This window comes from Caballeronia sp. LjRoot31 (assembly GCF_964253885.1).
Classification (GTDB): Bacteria; Pseudomonadota; Gammaproteobacteria; order Burkholderiales; family Burkholderiaceae; genus Caballeronia.
Window position 1 is genome coordinate 4,069,997 of record NZ_CAXURX020000001.1, and the last position, 26,841, is coordinate 4,096,837.

Below are 26,841 nucleotides of genomic sequence, written 5' to 3' on the forward strand. Positions count from 1 at the left end.
CAGAAATTCATTAACAACCGCTTAACGCAAAAAATCGTGTTTCACGTGAAACACGTTGAGCTGTAACCGCGCTAAGCGATCTTCTTCGCCAACCCCAAGTACGTTTCAATAACCTTCGGATTGTGGGCCAATTCGCTGGCAACACCTTCCATTGCGAACTCCCCCGTTTCGAGCACGTAACCGTAATCCGATATCTGCAGCGCTGCGCGGGCATTTTGCTCGATCAGCAACGTAGCGACGCCCGTTTGACGCAACGCGCTGATGATGTGGAAGATCTCCTTCACGATTAACGGTGCCAACCCAAGACTAGGTTCATCCAGCATCAGCAAATCGGGCTTGCCCATGAGCGCACGGCCAACCGCAAGCATTTGCCGCTCCCCGCCCGACAGGGTTCCCGCCGTCTGCTTCCGTCGCTCCTTCAGACGCGGGAACAAGTCGAACACATGATCGAGTTGATCGAGAAAATTGCGTTCGCCTGCCCGCTTTCGCCGATACGCACCCAAAACCAGGTTGTCTTCCACGGTCATACTCGCAAACAGCTCACGCTTTTCCGGCACAAGACACATACCACGTGAAACACGCTTCTCGATTGCCAGCGCAGAGACATCTTCGCCCCGATAGAGAACGGTCCCTTTCGCATAGCCCGTGGACGGAAGTGCGCCCATGATGGCGTTGAGCAAAGTGGATTTGCCCGCGCCGTTAGGTCCAATAACCGAAACGATCTGCCCTGCGCCTACGTTGAGTTTTCCGTTGTGAAGCGCCTCGACCTTGCCATAACGGACCGACAGACCGGCGACTTGAAGAATTGCATCAGCCATCAGTCCACCCCACCCAGATAGGCTTCCAAAACCGCAGGGTCCTTCTGGACATCCTCAGGCAATCCTTCTGCAATTCGGGTTCCAAATTCCATCACCACCAACCGGTCGGTCAGATTCATCACGAAATCCATGTCATGTTCTACCAGCAAGATGCTCATGCCCTCGCCCTTCAGGCGTCGCAGCAACCCCGCCAGTTGCTGTTTCTCCTGATAGCGCAAACCAGCAGCGGGTTCATCCAGCAATAGCAAAGTCGGATCGCAGCATAGAGCGCGTGCAATTTCCAGAATTCGTTGTTGCCCCAGCGCCAGGCTGCCGGCTTCATCGTAGAGATGTTTTTCCAGGCCCACGCGTTTGATCTGCTTCGCCGCTTCCGCCATCAGACGTCCTTCTTCTGCCGCGTTCAGGCGCGCGACGCTGCGCCAGATGCCCGTCTTTCCCCGCAAGTGCGCGCCTATGGCGACGTTCTCCAGAACCGTCATCCCCGATAGCAGTCGCACGTGCTGGAACGTCCGTCCAATACCGCGTTTGACGATTTCACGTGAAGTCAGTGCATCGATACGTTCGCCCTGGAAGGTGATCGAACCGCTCGTGGCTTGCAGCACACCGGTGACCAGGTTGAATGTCGTCGATTTCCCCGCGCCATTCGGTCCGATCAAACCGATGATCTCGCCCGCTTTCACCTGGAAACTGACATCGTTGACGGCGACCAGGCCGCCGAACTCCTTGCGCGCTTTATCGACGACCAGCAAAGGCTCGCCGATGATCGGCTTCGGGCGTTGCGGCAGCGCTTCCGCGTGCTCGGGGGCACGGGCACGCGGGCCGCTGGGGAAGAGACGCGCGACGAACGGCCAGACCCCTTGCCGCGCGTATTGGAGCAATAGCACCATCAACACGCCGAACACGATGATCTCAAAATTGCCATTCGAGCCAAGCAGTTTAGGCAGCAAGGTCTGCAGATAGTCCTGCAGGACAGTGAGGATCGTCGCGCCCAACACCGCACCCCATACATGCGACACGCCTCCCACCACCGCCATGAACAGGAACTCGATGCCGTGATTGAGACCAAACGGCGTCGGATTCACCGCACGCTGCAAATGCGCGTACAGGAAGCCTGAAATCGCGGCCAGCACGGCGGCATAGACGAAGATCACCACACGCATCCACGCGGTGTTCACGCCCATGGCTTCGGCCATCGTGCCGCCGCCGCGCAGCGCGCGAATAGCCCGGCCAGGACGGCTATTAAGCAGATTCTGAACAGATACGACCGCGAGCAACACGACAACCCAGATCAGGTAGTAGATCGACCGCCCGGACTCGAGATGCCATCCGAACAGGTTGAGCACTGGAATGCCATTGATGCCGTCGTACTTGCCGAGAAATTCGAGATTCCCAAACAGGAAGAACAGCGATAGCCCCCACGCGATGGTCCCGAGCGGCAAGAAGTGGCCCGACAGTCGCATGGTGACCATCCCAAGCAGCAGCGCGATCAGCGCCGTCAGCACCATGCCCACGATCAACGCGAGCCACGGCGACACACCGAACTGCGTCGTCAGGTACGCCGTTGAATAAGCACCCACGCCCACGAACGCCGCTTGCCCGAAGCTCGTCATCCCGCCGATGCCCGTCAACAGCACGAGCCCGATAGCGACAATGGAATACAACCCGATGTAGTTCAGCAGCGTGATCCAGTACTCGGGCGTGCGGATCGGATGCGGCAGCACCGGCAGCGCGAATACGACCAACAGAAATACCCAGAAAAACTTGTTTCGCATGACGAATTTCATCGCGTCACTCCTCGTCTTCGTCCGAATGCGGACTTGCCAGACTCCGCCACAGCAGCACCGGAATGATCAGCGTGAAGACGATCACCTCTTTGTATGCGCTCGCCCAGAACGAGGAATACGATTCAAGCAGCCCGACCAGCAGCGAACCCGCAGCGGCCAGCGGATAACTCACCAAGCCGCCCACGATCGCGCCAACGAAGCCCTTCAAGCCGATCAGAAAGCCCGAGTCGTAGTAGATGGTCGTGATTGGGGCCACCAGGACGCCGCAGAGCGCGCCCAGGCCCGCCGCGAGCGTGAAAGAAAGCCTTCCCGCTTGGGTTGTGCCGATGCCCACCAGACGCGCGCCAAGCCGGTTTACCGAGGTCGCGCGCAGCGCCTTCCCGGAGATCGTGCGGTCGAAGTACAAATAGAGCGCAACGATCAGCATCGCGGCCGTCCCGACCACCCAGAGACTCTGCCCGGAGATGGACACGCTGCCGAGATTGAACGTGGCATCGGAGAACGCAGTCGTGCGCGAGCCTTCCGCGCCGAACATCACGAGGCCGAGGCCGACCATGGCGAAATGCACGGCGACCGCCACGATCAGCAGCAACAGCGTGCTGGCTTCGGCAATCGGCTCGTAGGCCAACCGGTAGACGAACGGACCCATCGGAATCACGATCAGCAGCGCGAGTGCGACTTGCAGGATCATGGGCAGCGGCTGCATCAGCACGCTCTGCGTCAGCCCATAGACTGCTACCGGGAACAGCAGGTATTTGCCCGCCAGCACGGCGAGCGTGCGCCCTATCTGCCGGTATCGAGACGGATGCCGCACGATGCCCGCGATCTCCGCGACGAAGCACCCCACGCCCATGGCGATCAGCAGCCAGCACGTTGCCGGTAGCTTCTGCGTTTGCAGCGCGGCCAGCGTCAGCGCGCCGTATGCCACGAACTCGCCCTGCGGGATGAAGATGACACGCGTCACCGAAAACACGAGGACCAGCGCGAGCGCGAGCAATGCGTAGATTGCGCCCGTGGTGATGCCGTCTTGCGCGAGAATCGCCGCAATCGATAAGTCCATACTGCCTCTTTAGGAGCATCCTGCTACTGGGGCTGCCGGGTCAACCCATCGAAAACATGGCCTGGTACTGCGGGAAAAACGCAGCCTCAAAGCCATGGTTGATATCCCGGAACGCTGAGCGCTAGAACGCAAACGCGCCGAATTTGCCGGCGCGCAAGCGGTCCATGTCACAACTAGTCGTTCTGCAGTTTCCACTTGCCGTCGACAATCTGCACCATCACGCGGGCGCGCTTGTCGAGGCCGTTGTGATCGGTCGGCGTGGTGTTCATCACGCCGTGCGCAAGCGGCAGGTCCTTCACGTTTTCCAGCGCGTTGCGCAGTGCCACGCGAAACGCTTCGGTGCCGGGCTGAGCCGTCTTGAGCGCTTCGGGAATAGCTTGCTCCAGCATGTGCCCAGCGTCCCATGCGTGACCGCCAAACGTGGAGACCGACCCCACCCCATACGCCTTCTCATAGGCCGCCTTATAAGCCAGCGATGACTTCTTCACCGGGTTGCTGTCCGGCAATTGATCCGCCACCAGGATCGGCCCCGCGGGCAGCAATTCGCCATCACAATCCTTGCCGCACACACGTAGGAAGTCATTGTTCGCCACGCCGTGCGTCTGATAGACCTTGCCCTTGTAACCGCGCTCCTTCAGCGCCTTGGCGGGCAACGCCGCTGGCGTGCCTGCACCCGCGATCAGCACCGCATCCGGATTCGCGCTCATGGTCTTCAGCACCTGACCGGTAACCGAGGTATCGGTGCGGGCAAAACGTTCGTTCGCGACAATCTTCAGGTTGTGCGCGGCCGCAGCGGTGTTGAACACGCTATACCAGCCGTCGCCATAAGCATCTGCAAAGCCGATGAAGCCCACCGTCTTCACGCCATGCTTCTCCATGTACTCGGCAATCGCATCAGCCATCAGGCCGTCGTTTTGCGGCGTCTTGAACGCCCACGAGCGTTTAGCGTCCATTGGCGAGATGATTGCAGCGGAGGCGGCCATCGAAATCATTGGCGTCTTGCTCTGGCTCGCGGGGTCAAGCATGGCCAGCGAGTTCGGCGTGACGGTTGAGCCCACGATAGCGTCAACGTGATCTTCGTCAATCAACTTGCGCGTGTTCTGCACTGCACGGCTGGTGTCGGACCCATCGTCGAGCACGATGTACTCCACCGTCTTCCCGCCGATCTCCTTCGGCAACAACGCGATGGTATTTTTCTCGGGAATCCCAAGCGATGCCGCCGGCCCTGTCGCCGATAACGTCACGCCGATCTTCACCTGCGCGAACGCGGCGCCGCCACCCAAGGCGAGCGTCACCGCGAGCGCTGCACTCGTCAGCCGTCCCTGCCACTTCCACGGGTTATTCTTGTTCATTGCATCGTCTCCAGACGCTATGCCGTCGCGCATGCCTTGTACGCTACTGCGAGTTGTTTTGTCGTGCGGTCATGGCTTGACTGCGGCTCATTAACTGCCGATCAATCTATTTTCGGTCATTGCCTGTGCCTAGGCTCGTTTTCCCTCAGCGTTAGCCATCAGGCCAGCGCTGCCGAGCCCATCTAAAACGTCCACTCGATAACACCTCGAAAAAAAAGCGCGTTCGAAGCAACGCGCCTTGGGTCGGTTCATATCGTCGTGTGGGTCGCGGTCAGTCTCTGGCGAGCTTCCACTGCCCGCCGACGATCTCCACCATCACGCGCGCCCGCTGATCGAGTCCTGAGTGATCGTTTGCGCTCATGTTGAAGATCCCGTGCGAACCGGGCAAATCCTTCGTGCTTTCGATAGCCGCGCGCAACGCTTCACGAAATGCCTGCGAGCCCGGCTGTCCCTTCTTCAACGCGATCGGAATTGCCCGTTGCAGCAACAGGCCGGCGTCCCACGCGTGACCACCGAACGTGGATATGGAACCCGCACCGTACGCACTTTCATAAGCCTGCTTATAAGTCAGCGCGGCCTTCTTCACGGGGTTCGAATCGGGCAACTGCGCGGCAACCAGCAACGGCCCGGCCGGCAGGAACGTGCCTTCACAATCCTTGCCGCACACACGCAGGAAGTCGTTGTTCGCCACGCCATGCGTCTGATAGATCTTGCCCTTGTAGCCCCGCTCTTTCAGCGTCTTTTGCGGCAACGCGGCCGGCGTGCCCGCACCCGCGATCAGCACGGCATCGGGATTCTGCGACATGGCCTTGAGAACCTGTCCTGTCACCGATGTATCGTTGCGCGCGAACCGTTCGTTAGCGACCACCTTGATTTTCGCGAGATCCGCTGCCTTGGTGAATTCCTTGAACCAGCTTTCGCCATATGCGTCGCTGAAACCGATAAACGCCACCGACTTCACGCCGTGATTCGACATATGCTGCGCGATAGCGGTTGCCATCAGGATGTCGTTCTGCGGCGTCTTGAATACCCACGCGCGTTTTGCGTCCATCGGTTCGACGATCGTGGCCGCTGCGGCCATGGAGATCATGGGGGTAGAGGTCTCAGACGCCACATCGATCATCGCGAGCGAATTCGGGACCACCGTGGAACCAATCAGGGCGTCGACGTGATCTTCACTCGTCAGCTTGCGGGCATTCTTGACGGCTTGGGTGGAGTCGGTCGCGTCGTCGAGAACGATGTATTCCATCTTCTGCCCGGCGATCTCCTTCGGCAGCAGCGCAATGGTGTTTTTTTCCGGAATTCCCAGCGATGCAGCCGGGCCAGTGGCGGATAACGTCACGCCAATCTTTACGTCTGCGAAAGCCTGCGTACTTACTACTGCGGACACGCTCGCGGCGAGTGCCGCCGTCGAGATCCAGCGTAAAGCCGACTTCATTGATATGCCCCGTAAATGTGTTTTGTTCACTGGCGCGATTTTACGATTTTTATATCCCGACCACGCGGTCGGTGAATCGGAAGTGTAGCGGACCAGAACCACGCGGGGCAAGCGTTTTGCAGGAGTTTGAACGCGCGAATGCGTGCCAAAGCACGCATTAAAAAATGCCCGGGGAAAACCCGTACGGAAATGACTGAATTAATGTAAATCGCAGGCGTTTGAAGACCGTGTGTCTGGCCCCTTGATCCCGGCAGAATAAATCGATTTGGAAGTGAAAATCCGTGAAGGCGGAGTACAAATAAAAAGCGCTGTTGGAGTCATCCAACAGCGCTTTCGGTCGGGCACTTGATGCCTCGTTGTCTCCTCGTTCTCCACCTCAAAATTCGGTGCAACAGAACTGAAACGGATATTAGATTGCGCAACCAATACCGACAACCTAGCATTTACCCTAGTGGTGCACGTTAGCACCTTTATTGGGCGCCAGTTTATCCAGGTCCTGTTAAATGCTGCGGTTAACCAGGGGAAAACCATTGCTCGCAAACACTATAGTTCGGATCACCAACTAAATTGCGTCGCTCCCGCTCCCGTCGTTCTAGCCGCGCAGCGGCTTCACCCGCGCGACGATTTCTCCCACAATGCCGCGCCGGAACAGCAGCACGCATGCAATAAAGATCAGGCCCGTCACGATCGTCACCGACTCTCCGAGCGAGTTGAACCAATCTATACCCGTGAGCGAAGACAGGGCAGTGCCGATATCGCCGAGACGATTTTCCAGCGCCACAATGATGAACGCGCCGAGCAAAGGCCCGAACATGGTGCTCATGCCACCCACCAGGGTCATTAGCACGACCAGACCGGACATGGTCCAGTAGGCGTCGCCGAGTGTCTCGAAGCCGAGCACCAGCGTTTGAAGCGCGCCGGCCAGTCCCGCCAATCCCGCCGACAACACAAACGCCAGCAGCTTGAAACGTGAGGTGTCGTACCCCAGCGAGATCGCGCGCGGCTCATTCTCCTTGATCGCGATCAGCACTTGCCCGAACGGCGAATGCACCACGCGCACGATAAAACCAAACGCCAGCACCATCACCACGAGCACGACGTAATAGAGCGTCAGGTCGGAACTGAGGCTGATTGCGCCGAACAGTTTGCCGCGCGGCACGCCTTGCATACCGTCTTCGCCGTGCGTGAACGGCGCCTGAAGGAACACGAAATAGACCATCTGCGCGAGCGCCAGCGTGACCATTGCGAAGTAGATGCCTTGGCGCCGGATCGCGAACAGCCCGACCACGAGACCCAGTAACGTCGCTATCGCCGTGCCCGCAATCACGCCGAGTTCCGGCGTAAAACCGAGCGTCTGGATCGCATAACCAGCAGAATAACCGGCGCTGGCGAGAAACATCGCGTGGCCGAACGAAAGCAGGCCCGTATAGCCGATCAACAAATTGAAGGCGGCCGCCAACAGCGCGAAACACAGCACTTTCATCATGAAGACCGGGTACACGCCGAGGAACGGCGCCGCGATCAGGCCGGCAAGCAACACGCCGTAGAGCACTTTCCTAACCATCATTTTTCCTTGCCGAAAAGTCCCGCCGGGCGCACGAGCAGCACCAGCGCCATGATCACGAAAACGACGGTCGCAGAGGCTTCCGGATAGAACACGCGCGTCAGGCCTTCAATCACGCCGAGCCCGAGGCCGGTCAGGATCGATCCCATGATCGACCCCATTCCGCCGATAACAACCACCGCGAAAACCGTGATGATCATCGATTGCCCCATCAGCGGCGACACCTGGATCACCGGCGCGGCAAGCACGCCCGCGAATGCCGCGAGCGCCACGCCGAACCCGTAGGTGAGCGTGACCATCAACGGCACGTTGATACCGAATGCCTCGACCATCTTCGGGTTCTCGGTGCCCGCGCGAAGATACGCCCCCAGCCGCGTTTTCTCGATCACGAACCACGTCGCAAAACACACGACCAGCGACGCCAGCACCACCCAGGCGCGATAATTCGGCAGGTACATGAAGCCGAGATTCGTTGCACCGGACAGCAGTTCGGGGACGTCGTAGGGCTGGCCAGATGAACCATAGATAGACCTGAACACGCCTTCAATCACCAGCGTCAAGCCGAACGTCAGCAGCAAGCCATACAGATGATCGAGTTTGTAGAGCCAACGCAACATCGTCCGTTCAATCACGATGCCGAACACGCCCACGATCAGCGGCGCGAGCACGAGCATGGCCCAGTACGGCACATTGAAATACGAAAAACCCATCCATGTGATCATCGCGCCCAGCATGAACAACGCGCCGTGGGCGAAGTTGATCACGTTGAGCAGGCCGAAAATCACCGCGAGGCCGAGGCTCAGGATGGCGTAGAACGATCCGTTCACCAGCCCGAGCAGCAACTGGCTCATCATCGCCGCGAGCGGAATGCCGAAAATTTCCATTGAATCTGCCGTCAGAGTAGTTTCGACGCATGCCGCCTGGCTCAAGATGAGCAAGCCGTCATGCGTCGATCGATCATGCGGATCGTTTAGCGACGGGAAGCCTCAAACGCTCGGCGTCACGCGCGCATCCGCTGTGCCGCCGTCAACCCGCCGCTTACTTCCACAACGCGCAGCGCGATTCAGCCTTGGTGGCGAAAGCCTGATCACCCGGGATGGTCGCCGTGATCTTGTAGTAGTCCCAAGGTTCCTTCGATTCCGCCGGCGTCTTCACCTGCATCAGGTACATGTCGTGGATCATGCTTCCGTCCGCACGAATGTAGCCATTTTGCGTGTAGAAGTCGTTGATCTTGATCTTGTGCAACTGGTCCATCACCTTGTCGCTATCCGTCGTGCCAGCCGCCTGTACCGCCTTCAGGTACGTGGTGACCGCCGAGTAATCAGCCGCGTGAAGACTCGTCGGCATCTTCTTCGTCTTGGCGAAGAAGCGCTGTGCCCAGGCGCGCGTTGTAGCGTCCTTGTTCCAGTACCAGCTATCGGTTGCGACCAGGCCTTGCGCGGTTTCGAGGCCGAGGCTGTGGATGTCCGAGAGGAAGATCAGGAGCGCCGCGACCTTCATCGTCTTGGTGATGCCGAATTCCTTCGCGGCCTTGATCGAGTTGATCGTGTCGCCGCCAGCGTTCGCCAGACCCAGCACCTGCGCTTTCGACGATTGCGCCTGCAACAGGAAGGACGAGAAGTCAGAGGCCGACAACGGATGACGGACCGCGCCGAGCACCTGGCCGCCGTTAGCCTTCACCACGTCGGACGTATTCTTTTCCAGCGCCTTGCCGAACGCGTAGTCGGCCGTCAGGAAGAACCACGTCTTTCCGCCCTGCTTCGTCACGGCCGATCCCGTGCCCTTGGCGAGCGCCATGGTGTCGTACGCGTAGTGAACCGTGTACGGCGTGCACTGCTCGTTGGTCAGGTTGTCCGCGCCTGCGCCAATGTTGATGTACGGGATATGCTTTTCGCCCGCGACCTGATTCGTCGACAGCGCGGTTGCCGAATTCGTACCGCCAATGATCACGTTCACGCCATCGCGGTCAATCCATTCACGCGCCCGCGATGCTGCAATATCCGCCTTGTTCTGGTGATCCGCGTAGACGAGTTCGATCGGCTTGCCGTTCACCTTGCCGCCGAAATCCGCAATTGCCATGCGGATGGCTTCGAGGCCACCCTGCCCATCGATGTCCGCATACAGGCCGGACAAGTCCGTGATATAGCCGATCTTCACCGTGTCGCCCGGGGCCGCCTGGACGTTGCCCGCCATCAGCGAAGCTGTGGCCGTGGCAACCGCAAGGCAGAGTCCCGACAGGCGCGCGAGGGTCTTCTTCTTCATTACAGTCTCCGTTGAGTTGTTGTTCTTGCGGTTGGCCGCATGCTGATGCGTTGAACTTGCGTTGAACGTATGTTGAGCGTTTTTCAAACCCCGAGCAGCTCATGCAGCACTGGCATTTTCGTGTCGAGTTCGCCGGAGTCGAAATGCTCGACAATCTTCCCGTGCTCCATGACATAAAAGCGATCGGCGAGTGGTGCGGCAAAACGAAAATTCTGTTCGACCATCACGATGGTGTAGCCGCGCGCCTTCAGCATCATGATCATCCGCGCGAGCGTCTGAACGATGACAGGCGCAAGCCCTTCCGAAATTTCATCGAGCAGCAGAAGGTTCGCGCCGGTACGCAGGATGCGCGCGACCGCCAGCATCTGCTGTTCGCCGCCCGACAAGCGCGTGCCCTGGCTGCTGCGGCGTTCCTTGAGATTGGGGAACATCGAATAGATTTCATCGATCGACATGGCGTCTTTCGCCGGGCCTACAAGCGGCGGCAGAAGCAGGTTCTCTTCGCACGAGAGGCTTGAAAAGATGCCGCGTTCTTCCGGGCAATACCCCACGCCGTAGTGCGCGATCTTGTGCGTCGACATGCCGACCGTTTCATGTCCGCCGATACGAATCGACCCCGTGCGACGACCGGTCAGGCCCATGATGGCGCGCAGCGTCGTCGTGCGGCCTGCGCCGTTGCGTCCGAGCAGCGTGACAACTTCGCCTCGATGCACGGTCAGGTCCACGCCGTGCAGGATGTGCGATTCACCGTACCAGGCTTGCGTGCCGACGAGCTCCAGCGCCGGCTCCTGAGTCGATGCTTCGCGCGATTGTTCTGCGCGGCGTTCTTCCACGATCGTGCTCATGCGTGCGCTCCGGCGAGCGCTGCGTCGGCGCTGCCCATGTAGGCTTCCATCACCAGCGCGTTCTTCGATACCTCTGCATAGCTGCCCTCGGCCAGCACTTCGCCGCGTTGAAGGACGGTGATGGTGTCCGAGATGCCCGCGATCACGTTCATGTTGTGTTCGACCATGAGGATGGTGCGTCCCGCTGATACTTTCTTGATCAGCGCCGTCACGCGGTCGACGTCTTCGTGACCCATGCCTTGCGTGGGTTCATCGAGGAGCATGAGTTCGGGTTCCATCGAAAGCGTGGTGGCGATTTCGAGTGCGCGCTTGCGGCCATAGGAAAGTTCGACCGTAGTGGTATCAGCGAAATCGGTCAGGCCGACCTGGGTGAGGAGGTCCATGGCGCGGTCGTTGAGTGCGTCGAGGACGCGTTCGCTTTTCCAGAACTTAAACGATGTACCGAGTGAGCGTTGCAAACCGATGCGTACGTTCTGCATCACTGTCAGATGCGGGAATACAGCGGAAATCTGGAATGACCGGATGACACCGCGGCGGGCGATTTGCGCGGGGCGTTCGCCGGTGATGTCGATGCCGTTGAAGACGATTTGTCCTGCGGTGGGTTCGAGGAACTTGGTGAGCAGGTTGAAGCAGGTTGTTTTGCCCGCGCCGTTGGGGCCGATCAATGCGTGGATGGAGCCGCGACGCACGCGCAGGTTCACGCCGTTGACGGCGGTGAAGCCTTTGAACTCTTTTGTCAGGCCGCGGGTTTCCAGAATCGTATCGCCGAGAATCATGTCCCCTTCCGTGCTTTGTTTGAGCCTTTGTTTCAGCTTCAGCTCGGCGCGCTTTTGGCGCATTCCCGTGATTTTGCTGGCGGTGTTGGTCTGGGTGATTGCGCTGCTGCTGTTGCACTTCTTGCGTGCTGCACAATGGTGATGCAGACCTGCGGTGCATCAAGCGCGCACGCCTTATTGTCGCGCCAATGATGCAGCGCAATCATCGGGATTTGCACTTAGTTTTAAGCAGGTTTTTTCGTTCGCACGGGAATTTCGTTCGCACCGGTGGACGGTTTTGGGGGTGTTTCGGGTTAGGGGGCCGGGGCGGCCGGGGTTGCTGAGTTAGCGGTTGGGGTTGGTCGGGGTTGCTGGGTTAGCGGTTGGAGTTGGTGCTTTCGGCCTTAGCGGTCTGCGAGAGTCGGATTTTCTCTTTATCACTATTAGCCACTGTGCGTGGCAGCACGTCATTTCTTTGTCCAAAGCGACAAAGAAACGAAGCAAAGAAAACGCTTTAACCGCTCTACCCTAAGTGTCCACAGCGTGCAGTTTTCATTCATGGGTGCCCCAAAAGCACGGTGCTCGCCAGCACCACGGATGTGTGAAACCCTCCTTCTCGCGAATCCTGACACGAACACGCTTCGCCCCGTACGCTCTCGGGCAAGCACAATTGCCAATGAACCCGCACGGCCTCACACGCATTCGCTGCCGCGTTTCTTGGTGCGTTGGCCGAGCACGCGCTGCTTTTTTTGTGGGCTACACGGGCGAACGCATATTTACGGCTTCACGTCTTGTTGAGTTAGCGGCGCGGTCTGCGCGTTGTCTTCGTGGCTACGGCCCCATGCATCTTTGCGGCCGCGTTTCTTGGCGGGTTGGCGACGTGGTTCGGGGCGCGTACATATTTGGAGGGAGGTCGTCCGCGGATAGCGCGGGGTGCCCCTTGGGCAGGTTCAATCACTGGTGGCGAAGCGTGTGGGTATCGGTGTTCGGAGAAGGAGGGTTTCACACATCCTTCGCTCTGGCGAGCACCGTGCTTTTGGGGCACCTATGAATGAAAACTGCACGCTGTGGACACTTAGGGTAGCGTGGTTTAAAAGCGTTTTCTTTGCTTCGTTTCTTTGTCGCTTTGGACAAAGAAATGACGTGCCGCCACGCACAGTGGCTAACAGTGATAAAGAGAAAATCCGACTCTCGCAGACCACCACGGCCGAAAGCACCAACCCAGCATAGACCCCGACCGCTAACGCTAGAACCTGGCAACCCGAAACCAACCCCGACCGCTAACCCAGCAACCCCAGCACCGACCCCTAACCCAGAAACACCCCAAACCCCGTCCACCGGCGCGAGCGAAATCAACTAGACATTCCGTCCACCGGCGCGAGCGAAAACAAAAACCGTCGATCGGCGCGAATCATCTCGCTAGCCCGCTCAGCGATCATCAATGTCGGGGAATTCGTGTTGCCAGAGGTAATCGTCGGCATCACCGATGCATCGACCACCCGCAACCCGCTCACCCCAATCACGCGCAACCGCCCATCAACAACGGCCGCCGGATCGTTATCCGCCCCCATCCGACACGTACCCACCGGATGAAAAATAGTCGTCCCGACTTTCCCCGCCGCAACAGCAAGCTCCGCGTCCGTCTGAAACGCCGGCCCCGGCAAAATCTCCTCCGGCGAATACTTCGCCAACGCCGGCGCGCTAACAATCCGCCGCGTCAAACGCAACGCATTGACCGCAACCTCACGATCACGATCAGTCGACAAATAATTAGGCGCAATCAAAGGCGCATCCCGCGCATCCGGCGTCGCAATATGAACACTCCCCCGCGACGTCGGCCGCAACGGACACACCGAAGCCGTGAACGCATTGAACGAATGCAACGGCTCCCCAAACCGATCAAGCGACAACGGCTGCACGTGATACTCCACATCCGGCCGCGTAATGGTCAAATCATCCGGATTGGACTTCGCGAACGCCCCCAGTTGCGACGGCGCCATCGACATCGGCCCGCTTCGCGTCAACACGTACTGCAAGCCAATCCACGCCTTACCCCACCAATGCGCCGACAACGTGTTCAACGTCCGCACGCCATGCACTTTGTAAGCCATCCTAAGCTGTAGATGATCCTGCAAATTCTCCCCAACACCCCGCAGGTCCTGCACGACGTCGATACCCAGTTGCCGCAGCCGCGCCCCATTCCCAATACCGGACAACTCCAGCAATTGCGGCGAATTCACCGCGCCCGCACTCAGAATCACTTCGCATCGCGACTTGGCCAGATAGTCGGTGTCGCCACCACGATATTCCACGCCCACGCAACGCTTGCCCTCCATCACCAGCCGCTGCGTATGAGCACCCGTGATGATGGTGAGATTGGGCCGCTTCATCGCCGGCCGCAAAAATGCCTTCGATGCATTCCACCGAATCCCGCTGCGCTGGTTCACATCGAAGTAACCAACGCCCGTGTTGTCGCCACGATTGAAATCGTCAGTAGCAGGAAGACCGCTCTCCTGAGCCGCCTGCGCGAATGTTTCCAGCACCTTCCACTTCAACCGCTGTTTCTCGACACGCCATTCGCCCCCGGCGCCATGCCATTGATTCCCACCGCCGTGGTGATCTTCACTGCGCTTGAACACCGGCAACACCGAATCCCAGGACCAGTCGCGGTCCCCGGTAACGCGGGCCCAGTCGTCGTAATCCTCGCGCTGCCCACGCATGTAGATCATGCCGTTGATCGACGAACAACCGCCCAGCACGCGGCCTCGCGGATACGAAAGCGATCGTCCGTCGAGTCCGGCTTCAGCCTGCGTCTTGTATAGCCAGTCCGTGCGCGGATTGCCGATGCAATACAAATATCCGACCGGCACGTGAATCCAGTGGTAGTTGTCCCTGCCGCCGGCTTCCAGCAGCAGCACACTCACATCGGCATCTTCGGTCAGCCGATTGGCAAGCACGCACCCCGCCGTTCCCGCACCCACGATGATGTAATCAAATTCGCCTTCAAGCTTGCGCGCATCCTGTTTCATCTGTGTCTCCTGCCCAAGCCGCTTCAAACGGCTTCGCTCTGTCCCAAACGCACAAAGTACTGCGGACGCAGTGCAGCAATCCAATCAGATATCTTCAACAGCTTTATAAGCTGGGCTAATATCAGGCATGGACCTGACTCTTCTCCGCGCTTTTGTCACCGTCGCCCGCGAAGGCAATCTCACGCGCGCGGCCGTGTTGTTGCACGTGTCGCAGCCCGCCGTCAGCTTGCAGATCAAGAACCTGCAGGAGACGCTGGGCGTCACGTTGTTCTCGCGAACGTCGCATGGCCTGATCCTCACGCGCGACGGTGAAGCCCTCCTGCCCCACGCGGAGCGAGCCCTGACGGCTGCAAGCGAGGTCCGGCGCGTGGCCGCCGCGCTTCGACATGAGGTCAGCGGCCGCCTGACCATCGGGACGATCCTCGATCCCGAATTCCTGCGTCTGGGCGGCTTCTTGCGGGCGCTCGTGGAAACGTATCCGCGCATCGAAACCGCTTTGCGGCATGGCATGTCAGGCTGGGTGCTCGAGCGCATCAAGGCGCGCGATCTCGATGTGGGGTTTTATATCGGCGATCCTGCAATCGATGAACCCCGCGATCCGGAGCGCTTTCATGTCGTACAGTTGAAGCCGTATCTGTATCGCGTGCTGGCGCCGGCGGGCTGGAAGGAGCGCGTGAACCGGCCCGAGCGCGCAGAAGGCGGGGCGGATGGCTGGGTGGCGCTGGCCCGGCTGCCCTGGATCTGGACGCCGGCGGAATCGGCTCATAACCGCTTGCTCACGCGGATCTTCGACGCCCACGGGGTCCAGCCGGTCAAAGTCGCGGAAGTGGACCAGGAGCCTTCGATGCTCGATCTGGTCAAGTCGGGCGTGGGCCTGACGCTCGTGCGCGATTCCATCGCGCTGGCCGAAGCGCATGCGCATGCGCTGACTATCGTGGAAGGCGTCACGGTGCCTACCCAGCTTTCGTTCATCGTGCTGGCGGAGCGTCGCGAGGAGCCGAGTATCGCGGCGGCGTTACGTCTGATTGAAGATCAATGGGCGACCTAGTCGCCTGAACAACCGTTATGAACGTCATGACCGGAAGCCGATGAATCTTCCGGTCATCAAATTTTGTTAGTCTGAGGGACGCGCATCTGGCGCCCACGTGAACAGGAAATCCAACATGGCACGCAATATCGAAATCAAGGCTCGCGCGCATCAGTTCGACCAGCTTCTGGCGCGCGCAGCAGCGCTGGCCAGCGAACCGCCGATGATCTATCGCCAGCAGGATTTTTTCTACGATGTGCCAAACGGCCGCCTCAAACTGCGTCAGTTCGACGACAACACGCCGGCCGAACTGATTTTCTATCAACGCGACGACCGCGATGGCCCGAAGGTGTCGTATTACTCGCGCAGCCCGGTCACCAACCCCGAAGCCACCCACGCCCTGCTCGCACAGGCGCTGAACACGCGCGGCATCGTGAATAAGGAGCGGCACGTTTATATCGTCGGGCGCACGCGGATTCATCTGGACCGCGTGGACGGACTGGGCGATTTCATCGAACTGGAAGTACTGCTCGCCCAGGATGACGACGAAGCCGGCGGCGAAAAGGAAGCAGAGGAATTGTTTGCGAAGCTTGGCGTGTCGGTGAGCGACCTTGTGCCGGTCGCGTATGTCGATCTGCTGAGCGAGCCGGCTTAATCGGCGGAATCGGGCGGAGTGGCTGCGAGATGTCCCAGCGGCAGCGGCCCGTTGCGCTTGAATGTGGTCAGCACGATATTGGAGCGCACGCTGTCCACGCCAGGAACTCGCATCAGTTTTTTCATGACGAACGTTGACAGCGCGTTCAAATCCGGCGCGACGATTCGCAACAGGTAATCTGCGTCGCCAACCGTCGCATGGCATTCGAGCACTTCGGGCAGCGCCTCGATCTGCTGCTGGAACTGGTCGATAGCGGTATCGCCGTGATGCTTCAGCTTAAGGCTCGTGAAAGCGGTCACGCCGAGGCCGAGTTTTTCGGGACGCAGCACAACCCGGTAACCATCGATCACGCCGGTCGCCTCCAGGCGTTGCAGGCGGCGGCCTATCTGCGATGGCGACAGCGGCACTTCCTCGCCGAGTTGTTGATGCGTCGCGCGGCCGAAGCGCTGAAGAACGTCGAGCAGCGCGAGATCAAAGTGATCGAGGTCGACCATGTGGATATCCTGCGTGAAAAGCCGAAAGACGCAAGCTTACCGCGTGTTCTCTTGGCCGCAGGCGTGGTCCTTGCACCCAGAATAGCCATCGCTAATGCAAAGGCAAAGAGGTCCCGACATGATCAAGAAGCTTACAACCGACGAACTGCCCGAACTTCTCGCAGAGTTAAAGCACTGGCAACTCAGCGCGGACAACGACTCGATTCTCCGAAGTTTCAAGTTCGCTGATTTCAACGAGGCATTCGGTTTCATGACCCGCGTGGCAATAAAAGCGCAGGAAATGGATCACCATCCAGAATGGTCGAATGTGTACAACAAAGTGGAAATCACGCTCTCGACGCATACGGCAAAAGGTCTGACAGAACGCGATATAACCCTCGCGCGATTCATCGATTCCATAACCTGAAGCGCCTGAAATCCGGTTACCAACCTGACTACCGCGACAAATGCGTAACAGCCGTATTACAGACGATGACATTCAAAATCCGCAATAAGCGAGCTGGGAAAAGCCTGTATGGGACCAAAACTCGCTTATTCGAAAGCAGAAACAAAGGTGTTTGCAAGTCTGCGGCAATGAAATCTTTCAACGAGAAAGAAAACCGCTCGTACAGGCGTAAGCTTTCACAAGGCCTTATGCGTTCTGACGACTCCAGTCCATCGGCGGCACAGACCGACACTGTACAATCAGCAGCGCATACGGTTTGGACAGTCCGTTTATCTCTTTCAACGACCGAATTCGTCGCCATAGGGACCAAGCGGACGTGCTGGAAACCGGCCGCGGGGTGGCGTCCGCGAAGCAGGGAATTCCGGCGTGTCCGGCCGCAGGAGAATCGCTGCACAGTGAGGCGCGTGCAGCGTTTGGCGTAAAAGATTGCTGATATAACTCGGACGGCGCCGCGGTAAAGAAAGGTAGGCAATTCCGGCTGGCGGCCGCGACGCACAATCGAGCCCAACCCATCGTATAAGAGCGACTTCCATGCGAATCCTTCTGATCGAAGACGACCGCCCCATCGCGCGCGGCATTCAAAGTAGCCTTGAACAAGCCGGCTTTACCGTCGATATGGTCCACGACGGCATTTTCGCGGAGCAGGCGCTCACGCAAAATCGCCATGAATTGGTGATTCTCGATCTCGGCTTGCCGGGTATCGACGGCATGACGCTGTTGTCGCGTTTCCGCCAGGGCAATCGTCATACGCCAGTGATTATCCTGACCGCGCGTGACGAACTGCATGACCGCGTCCAGGGCCTGAACAGCGGCGCCGACGACTACATGCTCAAACCGTTTGAACCCGCCGAACTCGAAGCGCGCATTCGTGCCGTGATGCGCCGCAGCGGCCCGCATGGCGATGTACCGCGTCCGGAAGTATCGCTGGGCGGCTTGCGCTTGTCGGGTGTGGATCGCCGCATTTTCAACGACGAAAAACCGCTGGAATTGTCGCCGCGTGAATTCGCCGTGCTCGAAATGCTGTTGCTACGCCACGGCCGTGTGGTCAGCAAAGCGCAGTTGCAGGATCACCTGACGCACTTTGGCGGCGATCTCGGCGACACCGCCATTGAAGTCTACGTGCACCGGGTCCGCAAGAAACTCGAAAACTGCCGCGTGGAAATCGTGACGGTGCGAGGTTTCGGCTACTTGCTGCAGGAAATCCGGCAGGCCGCGTAAGCGGTTTGTCGATGGCATAACCAGCCTGACGAGCGGTAACCAGCACCTTGCGATTCCCTCCCCGGCGCACGCCCGACGAACGTTTCGACCGCGCCGACTGGCTGCACCTGGCGCGCTCGGCAACCCCGTCTGCGAGCGTGCCGCCCAGCCTGCGCCGCTCGCTATTGCGCCGCCTTGCCGCGCCGCTGTCGCTGCTCGCGTTAATGAGCGGATTGATGGCGTACTGGCTTGCGTGGCAATACACGCAGCACGTGGTCGACCGCTCGCTGGCCGATCTCGCCACGGCTATCTCCAAGCAGATCCAGCTAGCGGGCGTCGACGCACCGCTCACGGTGCCGCCGCTCGCCCGCGCGATGTTCTCGGATCCCGTCGAACAATTGATCTACCGGATCAGCGACGGCGATAGCGAGATCGCCGGCGAACCCGATCTGCCGCTGACCGGTACGAACGTGCGCCGGATTCACTACGCCTATGTCTTCGAGACGAACTTCCAGGGCACGAGCGTGCGTGCGGCGCAGGTGCGTGTGGACCAGACGCACGGCAATCCGATCGTTGTGGAAGTGGCGCAGCGCGTGGGCTCGCGGTATCGGATAGCGGTCGAGTTCATGGTCGCGATCATGATGCCGCTGCTGCTCCTGCTGCTGGCCGGCTGGGTGATCGTATGGCGCGTGGTGAACCAGCAGCTCAACCCGCTGACCGATCTCGCCGATACCCTCAACCGGCAGACCCATATGTCACTGGAACCGGTCGACGAATCTTTTGTTCCTATCGAAATTCGTCCTTTGACGAGCGCGATGAACGCCCTGCTCGACCGCCTGAAAACGGCGCTGGACGGGCAGCGTAAATTTATCGCCGATGCCGCCCATCAGTTGCGTACGCCGCTCACCGCCGTGAAGCTGCACGCCGAGCAGGCGGCGAGCGCCAAGGACCCGGCAAAGGTGCTGGAGGCGGTCAAGGAACTGCGGGCATCGGCGGATCGGGCTGTGCGTTTGTCGAATCAGCTGCTCTCGCTCGCCCGCGCCGAGCCGGGTGAACAAGCGGCGCGTTTCACCGACTTCGATTACGCCACGCTCGCGTTCGAAACCGGCGCCGAATGGGTGCCGCGCGCGCTGGCTGTGCGTGTCGACATGGGCTTCCAGCGTCTCGACGATCGCGATAACGAACATCCCCTGATCGTGCGCGGCAATCTCGTGCTGGTGCGCGAGGTGATCGGCAATCTCATCGATAACGCGCTGAAATACGTGCCCACCTCGCGAGCCGAAGGCGCGCGCGTGACCGTTACGGTGACGCAGACTGTCGAAGAAACCGGCCGGAGGATGGGCGAAATCGTGGTGGAAGATAACGGCCCGGGCGTGCCTCTGGAACAGCAGCCGGATCTGTTCAAGCGCTTTTTTCGCGGCGATGGCCACGGCGTGGAAGGCGGCGCCGGACTGGGTCTCGCGATCGTCCACGACATCATGGTCCTGCACAATGGCAGTGTGCATTACGAAGATGCTCCAGCGCCCGAAGGCGGCGCGCGCTTCATCGTACGGATGCCTTTGAAAACGGCATAGAAAAACGCCACGGAGGAAACCCTGCCGCGGCGTTTTTTTGCTGACACGCTCTACGAAAGCCCTACTTTTTCTTCTTCAACGCCAGCATGGTGCCGCGGCACTTTTTGGCGCCGCAGCGGCATTCGTATTCCTGCTTGAGCTTCTTCGTGATGCGACCGTCGATGACGAGACCGTAGTCGTAGTACAGCTCTTCATCTTCCTTGATCGCACGCAGCGCGTGGATGAACACGCGCCCTTCCTTCTCTTCGGCTTCGCAATTCGGCGCGCACGAATGGTTGATGTAGCGTGCGCTGTTGCCGTCGACCTTGCCGTCAATCACCTTGCCGTTTTCGAGCGCGAAATAGAACGTATGGTTCGGCTCGTCCGGGTTGTGCGGATGACGGCGCAACGCCTCTTTCCACGAAATGCGTTCGCCTTTGTACTCGATTATCCGTTCGCCTTTGGCGAGCGGCATCGCGGCGAACACGCCCTTGCCGTGTATGCCCGAACGGCGGACGGCGACCCTCCGTGAACTCATCGAATGAATCCTTTAAAACGAATCGGTTTGGCTTAGCAGACGCTTGAACTTCGCCTCGTCCCGGTTTCACGCGAACGGTGACGAACCGGAACGTGGATTAAAAAAACGCGGCGGCCTGAATGCGAGGCGCCGCCGCGTTGCTGTCTTTCTCATTGCGCTGGTTGGTTAGGTTGCTTCATGTGCTGCAATTCACTGTCCTTCGCCGCCCGCGTGAGGGTGAAACCATGCGGGCGAACAACGGCATCGTACACGTTAGGCGCGCACGAATTCAACCGCTCCATAAATTCAAGCCGCGAGTTTCAGCGCTGACCGAACGAGATATCGCCGAACAACGCTTTTTGTTCGCGCGGCTGCGAGCGCCAGTATTGCGGCGGCGCTTCGACGGTCGCACCCAGTTGCGCGGCCGCGTGCCACGGCCAGCGCGGATTGTAGAGCAGCGCGCGCGCCAACGCGACGAGATCCGCCTCGCCCGACTCAATAATTTCTTCGGCATGTTGCGGGTCGGTGATAAGACCCACGCCCATGGTATTCACGCCCGTCGCTTCCTTGATGGCCTTTGCGAACGGCAGCTGATAACCCGGCGACAGCGGAATTTTTTGCAGCGGTGAAACACCACCCGACGACACATCGATCCAGTCCACCTTGTGTTTCTGCAACTCCTTCACGAACACGATGGTCTGCTCGAGATCCCAGCCGCCTTCCACCCAATCCGATGCCGACACACGCAGGCCGACGGGTTTATCGGCGGGAAAAGCGGCGCGCACGGCGTCGAAGACTTCGAGCGGAAAACGCATGCGGTTTTCGAGCGAGCCGCCGTATTCATCGGTGCGCTGGTTGGCGAGCGGCGAAAGAAACTGATGCAGCAGATAACCGTGGGCCGCGTGCACTTCGAGTGCGTCCAGGCCCAGGCGCGCGGCGCGCTTCGCTGTCGCCACGAAGGCTTCGCGTATGCGGATCAGGCCGGCTGCGTCGAGGGCTAGCGGCGGTGTTTCGCCTTCCTTATGCGGAATCGCCGATGGTGCCGAGGGCATCCAGCCGCCTTCTGATACGGGGATCAGTTGACCGCCTTCCCAAGGCACTGCGCTCGACGCTTTGCGGCCCGCGTGGCCGAGCTGCATCGTGATGGCGATGTGCGAATATTTTCGAATGGCGTCGATGACGGGTTTGAGCGCGGCTTCGGTCACGTCGTCCCAGAGGCCGAGGTCGCCGGGGGTGATGCGGCCATCGGGTTCGACTGCGGTTGCTTCGAGGCAGAGCATGCCGGCGCCCGAGAGCGCGAGGTGTCCGAGGTGGATCATGTGCCATGCGGTGGCTTCGCCGCGTTCGGCAGAGTATTGGCACATCGGTGAGACCACGATGCGGTTCGGAAGCGTCACGCTTCGCAGCGTGAAGGGCGAAAACAGAGCGCTCATGGGAGGGTTTCCGGAGGAAAAGGGCGTTTCAGAATAGCACTTTGAGGGCGGGCCGTTCGCACTCGGGGTTTTGGTTTTGGGGCGTTCTGTTCTGGAGGTTGGTGGTCAGGGGTCAGGGTGCTTGGTTCTGGGGGTAGTGGTCGGGGTCTATGCCGGGTTGGTCGGTTCTGGGGTTAGCGGTCGGGGTCTATGCCGGGTTGGTGCTTTCGGCCGTGGTGGTCTGCGAGAGTCGGATTTTCTCTTTATCACTATTAGCCACTGTGCGTGGCGGCACGTCATTTCTTTGTCCAAAGCGACAAAGAAACGAAGCAAAGAAAACGCTTTTACAACCCGCTACCCTAAGTGTCCACAGCGTGCAGTTTTTATTCATAGGTGCCCCAAAAGCACGGTGCTCGCCAGAGCGGAGGATGGTTGAACCCCTCCTTCTCGCGAATCCTGACACGAACACGCTTCGCCCCGTACGCTCTCGGGCAAGCACCATTGCCAAGGAACCGGTACGGCCTCACGTGTTCTGCATGCTTCGTTTTTTGGTGGGTTAGCTGCTTGATCGGTTCCCTTATTTCGTAGGTCACAGCTTGATCCGTAACAGCTCGACGTGACGCGTATTTATTGCCTCAGTCTTTGGTGAGTTGGCTACGCGGCCTACACCGTTATTTTCGTCGGTTACGGCCTTACGCATTGTTGGGGCTTCGTTTCTTGGCGGGTTGGCGACGTGATCCGAGGCGCGTACATACTTGGTGGGTGGTCGTCCGCGGATAGCGCGGGGTGTCCCTTGGGCAGGTTCAATCACTGGTGGCGAAGCGTGTGGGTATCCGTGTTCGGAGAAGGAGGGGTTCAAACATCCGTCGCTCTGGCGAGCACCGTGCTTTTGGGGCACCTATGAATCAAAACTGCACGCTGTGGACACTTAGGGTAGAGCGGTTAAAGCGCTTTCTTTGCTTCGTTTCTTTGTCGCTTTGGACAAAGAAATGACGTGCCGCCACGCACAGTGGCTAATAGTGATAAAGAGAAAATCCGACTCTCGCAGACCACCACGGCCGAAAGCACCAACCCCGCATTGACTCCGACCACTAACACTGAAAGCACCAACCCGGCATTGACTCCGACCACTAACGCAGAAACCACCAACCCCGACCACTACCCCCAGAACCTAACACCCGTCCACCGGCGCGAGCGAAAACCTTTATTTCGCTGGCTCAAAGCGGTCCAGCCATTCGCCAAACATCTTCCGCGCGGCGCGCTCCAACGCCGGTCCATGCCGAACCGTATCGGCGCGTAAGGCGGTCACCGTCGTCCCGCATTCCGCCACTTCGCCCGGATACGCAACAAGCCAACTTTCAAACCGGTCGACCAGGATTTCCGGATGGCATTGCAAGCCCAGAACGTGATCGCCCCAACTGAAAGCCTGATTCTCGCAAACATCTGTAGATGCAAGCCGCGTAGCGCCATCGGGAAGATCGAAGGTATCGCCATGCCAATGGAGAACCGGTGTCGGCTGACCATCCACATCGAAATGCCGCAAAGCAGAAGCCCGTCCCGCTTCGGTCAGGGTCAGCGCCTTCCAGCCGAGTTCCTTTTGCGCCGCCGGATAAACCTTCGCCCCGAGCGCCCGGGCAATCAACTGCGCACCCAGGCAGATGCCGATAGTCGGCAACCCCGCCGCAATGCGCTTTTCCAGCATGGCGAGCAACGGATTCAAATGGGGAAACAGCGCGTCATCATAAGCGCCGATCGGGCCGCCGAGGACGACCATTAACGATGTATCGAGCGGATTAGGAGCGTCGATGCGAGCGCGCCCCACGTCGAGATAACGTACCAGTTGGCCACGATCGCCCAGCACCAGTTCCAGGCTGCCGAGATCTTCGAAATAGACGTGGCGTATCGCCAGGACTTCACGTTTCATCGGCGGTCATCCAGGAGAGCGGGCAAGCTGGGATCAGTACGCGCGGCATCAGGCGGCGCGCACAAGGGAGAGGCGCGGTCGAGCAGCCAGCGCACCGCCAACGGGCGCGCGGCTCGAATAGTCTAACCGAGACCGGCGTGCTTCGCGCTCAGGGCGCGAAGCACGGACGGCGAACGTGAAGCTTCAGGCAGCGACGCTTACGCGACCTGCGCGAAGATCTTCCAGTTCTTCTTCTGCTTGGCGAGATCGCCTTCTTCGTATACCGAACAATCGAGACGCAGGTCGGTATCGGCCATGTCGATGTTCAGCAACGCGCAGTGATGCGGCGTCTTCTTCGGGTTCTTGCTCGCTTCGAGGTGCGTGCAGCTCAGGCACATGCGGTGCGGCGGAATCTGCTGCACCACTTCGAGCTGTCGAATGGTCTTGAGCAAGCTGCGGTACAACTGCGACTGCTCATCGACTTTCAACGTGCCGACTGCCTTCGACAAGAACTCCGGCCATACCAGCGCCTTCTTGGCTGCCGTCTTTCCGCGTGCGGTCAGGCGTACTGCCAGCGCGCGCCCGTCGTCCAGCGCGCGGCGCTTTTCGACCAGACCCTTGCCTTCCAGCGTGCTGACGGCATCGCTCGTGGTCGCGGCGGTCAACGCCGTTTCCCGTGCGATCTCGCCAAGCCGCATTGGACCGCGCCGCTGCATCAGCAACACGAGAATTTCGCCCTGGGTCGGCGTCAAGCCCGCACCCTCAGCCCATTCCCACGCCTGGCTACGCATCGCCGTGCTCAACCGCAGCAAACCATGGGTCACCCGCCCTGTGGCCTGCTCTCCATATACGCCTTCGCTCATAGTCGTTCGCTTCGTCTTTCTTGATGCTTATCTGATGGTTCGGCAACGGCTCGAAACCGGTAAAACGTCAGACCCCGCTCGTTTTACCCAAGCCGCTGCAGGCTCAATCGCCGGCATATCCGACCGGCGAATCCTTTCGTATCAACTACCGTCTCAAAATTCGGACGATCAAACCGATACAGCTAGTTCGTCGTCCGGATAAGGACATCTATGTTTCTTCGCGGCGCCTGTTCTAGACCGTCCAGCGCTTCATTTGTTTCACCGGCCGTGCTTCCCCCTACCGGTAAAACCGACATTCTAAGCGACTGGAACCAAACGTACACCTTAGTTATTCACAAAACACTGTGGATAACACCGTGGATAACCACATTATTCGATGTGCGCCGATTCTTGATAACCCCCCGGCGTGCAAATCCGCCAAATTGTTATCCCTCGAAACCCCGTTCGATGCAAGGCTCCACACCGTAGTTATGCGCACTCCAAACTGTTGAGTTTGTGGAGATTTTATAGGTTGTCCACAGAATTGCACGATGCTTGTTAACTACTATTACGTATGTATACGAACTCATGACAGTAAACCTTGGAGGTAGGTTATCGGCATCGGTCCGAAAGAAAATGACGAAAAAAAACCTGCCGGGGAGCAGGTTTTTTTTCTGGAGGCGATCAAAGCCGGTGGAACCAAGGGCGATCGATCACTCGCGCCACTGCAGACATTGCTGGCGCACAGCTTCGTGCAGCGACCGCTCGCGATCGAAAACACCGCGCAACCAGGTTGCGTCGTTCATGTTGCTACGGGCGATATCGCCGACCTGACGCAGCGCTTCGTTCGAACCAAGCGCGTCAGCGTGAGGCGCGATCACGTCAAGCGTAGCCAGGATGTCTTCGGCAATCGTGCGGCGCTCGCCCGTTTGCGGATCGATGCAACTGCCTTCCAGGCCGAAGCGGCACGCCTCGAACCGGTTGAACGTGTAGACGAGATAGTCGTCCTCTTTCAGCGTCAGGGGTTTATCGAGCAGCAGGTAGCGCGCGAGCGTCTGGATGTAGCAGGCAATGGCCGCTGCGCGATCAACCGACAACGGCGTGTCCATCACCCGGACTTCGATCGTGCCAAAACCCGGCTTCGGCCGGATGTCCCAGTAGAAATCTTTCATGCTGTTGACCACGCCGGTGCTCACCATCTTTGAGAAATATTCCTCGAAGCTGTCCCACGTGAGCGTGAACGGCGCGCGCCCGGACAGCGGAAATGCAAAGACAGAATTGAGGCGAGCGGAATGAAAGCCGGTATCGACGCCCTGCACGTACGGCGACGAAGCCGACAACGCAATGAAGTGCGGAATAAAGCGCGACATGGAATGCAGCAGGAACAACGCACTGTCCGGGTCCGGGCAGCCAATGTGCACATGCTGGCCGAATACCGTGAACTGCTTCGCGAGGTAACCGTAGAGCTCGGAAAGGTACTGAAAGCGCGGGGTATCGAAGATCTGGCGGTCGCTCCACTGCTGGAAGGCGTGTGTGCCACCGCCACACAGCCCGACGTTCAGATGGTCAGCAGCGGCCACCAGGGTGTCACGGATGGCACGGAGGTCCGTTACGGCCTGTTCATGCGTCGTACAGATGCCCGTGGACAACTCGATCATGCTTTCCGTGATCTCCGGCGTGATGCTGCCGGGGATCTTTTCGTCCTTGACGAGCCGCATGAGATCGGAGGCGGCCTTGGTCAGGTCGTAGTCGTGCGTGTTGACGACCTGGATCTCGAGTTCGACGCCGAAGGTGAACGGCTCCGAGTTGATGAAAGGTTCGAGTGACATGGTGCCTCTTGATTGACAAAGCCTGGGGTGCCGGCCGACACCTTATCGGCACGACGCGCC

At 59.3% G+C, this 26,841-nt stretch carries 22 protein-coding genes; 5 read left to right on the forward strand and 17 right to left on the reverse strand.

Annotated elements, in window-relative coordinates:
• Window positions 1–71: 71 nt before the first annotated feature.
• From ACSQ8V_RS18205 to ACSQ8V_RS18255, 11 genes are all read right to left on the reverse strand, one after another.
• On the reverse strand, window positions 72–818 hold the full coding sequence (locus ACSQ8V_RS18205) for an ABC transporter ATP-binding protein (protein ID WP_213765027.1): 747 nt from the start codon (window positions 816–818) through the stop codon (window positions 72–74).
• Window positions 818–2,602, reverse strand: coding sequence for a branched-chain amino acid ABC transporter ATP-binding protein/permease (locus tag ACSQ8V_RS18210; protein ID WP_436206534.1), 1,785 nt, complete (start codon window positions 2,600–2,602; stop codon window positions 818–820). Before ACSQ8V_RS18210 ends, ACSQ8V_RS18205 begins: the two co-directional genes overlap by 1 nt.
• A gap of 4 nt (window positions 2,603–2,606) precedes the next feature.
• Window positions 2,607–3,662 (reverse strand): branched-chain amino acid ABC transporter permease, encoded by a 1,056-nt coding sequence (locus ACSQ8V_RS18215; protein WP_436206535.1) that lies wholly within the window; start codon window positions 3,660–3,662, stop codon window positions 2,607–2,609.
• Between the two features lie 173 nt (window positions 3,663–3,835).
• Window positions 3,836–5,014 (reverse strand): ABC transporter substrate-binding protein, encoded by a 1,179-nt coding sequence (locus ACSQ8V_RS18220; RefSeq protein ID WP_436206536.1) that lies wholly within the window; start codon window positions 5,012–5,014, stop codon window positions 3,836–3,838.
• A gap of 271 nt (window positions 5,015–5,285) precedes the next feature.
• Window positions 5,286–6,452, reverse strand: a complete 1,167-nt coding sequence (locus ACSQ8V_RS18225) for an ABC transporter substrate-binding protein (protein ID WP_436206537.1) — start codon at window positions 6,450–6,452, stop codon at window positions 5,286–5,288.
• Window positions 6,453–7,044: 592 nt separating this feature from the next.
• Window positions 7,045–8,016 (reverse strand): branched-chain amino acid ABC transporter permease, encoded by a 972-nt coding sequence (locus tag ACSQ8V_RS18230; RefSeq protein WP_213765032.1) that lies wholly within the window; start codon window positions 8,014–8,016, stop codon window positions 7,045–7,047.
• Window positions 8,016–8,900 (reverse strand): branched-chain amino acid ABC transporter permease, encoded by an 885-nt coding sequence (locus ACSQ8V_RS18235; RefSeq protein ID WP_436183030.1) that lies wholly within the window; start codon window positions 8,898–8,900, stop codon window positions 8,016–8,018. Before ACSQ8V_RS18235 ends, ACSQ8V_RS18230 begins: the two co-directional genes overlap by 1 nt.
• 154 nt (window positions 8,901–9,054) lie before the next feature.
• Complete coding sequence (locus tag ACSQ8V_RS18240; RefSeq protein WP_213765034.1) at window positions 9,055–10,278, reverse strand: ABC transporter substrate-binding protein; 1,224 nt, start codon at window positions 10,276–10,278, stop codon at window positions 9,055–9,057.
• Window positions 10,279–10,361: 83 nt separating this feature from the next.
• Complete coding sequence (locus tag ACSQ8V_RS18245) at window positions 10,362–11,123, reverse strand: ABC transporter ATP-binding protein (protein WP_436206538.1); 762 nt, start codon at window positions 11,121–11,123, stop codon at window positions 10,362–10,364.
• Complete coding sequence (locus ACSQ8V_RS18250; RefSeq protein ID WP_213765128.1) at window positions 11,120–11,899, reverse strand: ABC transporter ATP-binding protein; 780 nt, start codon at window positions 11,897–11,899, stop codon at window positions 11,120–11,122. Before ACSQ8V_RS18250 ends, ACSQ8V_RS18245 begins: the two co-directional genes overlap by 4 nt.
• 1,331 nt (window positions 11,900–13,230) lie before the next feature.
• Window positions 13,231–14,907 (reverse strand): GMC family oxidoreductase, encoded by a 1,677-nt coding sequence (locus tag ACSQ8V_RS18255; RefSeq protein WP_436206539.1) that lies wholly within the window; start codon window positions 14,905–14,907, stop codon window positions 13,231–13,233.
• A 127-nt stretch (window positions 14,908–15,034) separates the two neighbouring features.
• On the opposite strand from ACSQ8V_RS18255, the gene ACSQ8V_RS18260 reads away from it, so the two are divergent.
• Complete coding sequence (locus tag ACSQ8V_RS18260) at window positions 15,035–15,955, forward strand: LysR family transcriptional regulator (protein ID WP_436206540.1); 921 nt, start codon at window positions 15,035–15,037, stop codon at window positions 15,953–15,955.
• A gap of 115 nt (window positions 15,956–16,070) precedes the next feature.
• Window positions 16,071–16,589: a class IV adenylate cyclase gene (locus ACSQ8V_RS18265; protein ID WP_436183032.1), complete on the forward strand. Its 519-nt coding sequence runs from the start codon at window positions 16,071–16,073 to the stop codon at window positions 16,587–16,589.
• Here ACSQ8V_RS18265 and ACSQ8V_RS18270 read toward each other — a convergent pair.
• Window positions 16,586–17,083 (reverse strand): Lrp/AsnC family transcriptional regulator, encoded by a 498-nt coding sequence (locus ACSQ8V_RS18270; RefSeq protein ID WP_213765039.1) that lies wholly within the window; start codon window positions 17,081–17,083, stop codon window positions 16,586–16,588. The genes ACSQ8V_RS18265 and ACSQ8V_RS18270 overlap by 4 nt on opposite strands.
• Before the next feature lie 94 nt (window positions 17,084–17,177).
• Here ACSQ8V_RS18270 and ACSQ8V_RS18275 point away from each other — a divergent pair, with 94 nt between their 5' ends.
• The 3 genes from ACSQ8V_RS18275 (at window position 17,178) to ACSQ8V_RS18285 (ending at window position 20,299) form a co-directional block, all read left to right on the forward strand.
• Window positions 17,178–17,489 (forward strand): 4a-hydroxytetrahydrobiopterin dehydratase, encoded by a 312-nt coding sequence (locus tag ACSQ8V_RS18275; protein ID WP_436206541.1) that lies wholly within the window; start codon window positions 17,178–17,180, stop codon window positions 17,487–17,489.
• A gap of 570 nt (window positions 17,490–18,059) precedes the next feature.
• Entirely contained in the window at window positions 18,060–18,746 is a 687-nt protein-coding gene (locus ACSQ8V_RS18280; protein ID WP_047895218.1) for a response regulator transcription factor, read from the forward strand.
• A 107-nt stretch (window positions 18,747–18,853) separates the two neighbouring features.
• Entirely contained in the window at window positions 18,854–20,299 is a 1,446-nt protein-coding gene (locus ACSQ8V_RS18285) for a sensor histidine kinase (protein ID WP_436206685.1), read from the forward strand.
• Between the two features lie 61 nt (window positions 20,300–20,360).
• Here the strand turns inward: ACSQ8V_RS18285 and ACSQ8V_RS18290 are convergent, their stop codons facing one another.
• The 5 genes from ACSQ8V_RS18290 to ACSQ8V_RS18310 form a co-directional block, all read right to left on the reverse strand.
• Window positions 20,361–20,816, reverse strand: coding sequence for an SET domain-containing protein (locus ACSQ8V_RS18290; RefSeq protein ID WP_213765042.1), 456 nt, complete (start codon window positions 20,814–20,816; stop codon window positions 20,361–20,363).
• A 299-nt stretch (window positions 20,817–21,115) separates the two neighbouring features.
• Window positions 21,116–22,228 (reverse strand): NADH:flavin oxidoreductase/NADH oxidase, encoded by a 1,113-nt coding sequence (locus ACSQ8V_RS18295; protein ID WP_436206542.1) that lies wholly within the window; start codon window positions 22,226–22,228, stop codon window positions 21,116–21,118.
• A gap of 1,183 nt (window positions 22,229–23,411) precedes the next feature.
• Window positions 23,412–24,131 carry a glutamine amidotransferase gene (locus ACSQ8V_RS18300; RefSeq protein ID WP_436206543.1) on the reverse strand — a complete coding sequence of 240 codons (720 nt, stop codon included), beginning with the start codon at window positions 24,129–24,131 and terminating at the stop codon, window positions 23,412–23,414.
• A gap of 197 nt (window positions 24,132–24,328) precedes the next feature.
• The gene (locus ACSQ8V_RS18305) at window positions 24,329–24,973 is read right to left on the reverse strand and encodes a MarR family winged helix-turn-helix transcriptional regulator (protein WP_213765045.1); all 645 of its coding nucleotides are present in this window, start codon (window positions 24,971–24,973) and stop codon (window positions 24,329–24,331) included.
• Window positions 24,974–25,665: 692 nt separating this feature from the next.
• Window positions 25,666–26,781 (reverse strand): YbdK family carboxylate-amine ligase, encoded by a 1,116-nt coding sequence (locus ACSQ8V_RS18310; RefSeq protein WP_213765046.1) that lies wholly within the window; start codon window positions 26,779–26,781, stop codon window positions 25,666–25,668.
• Window positions 26,782–26,841: the final 60 nt, after the last annotated feature.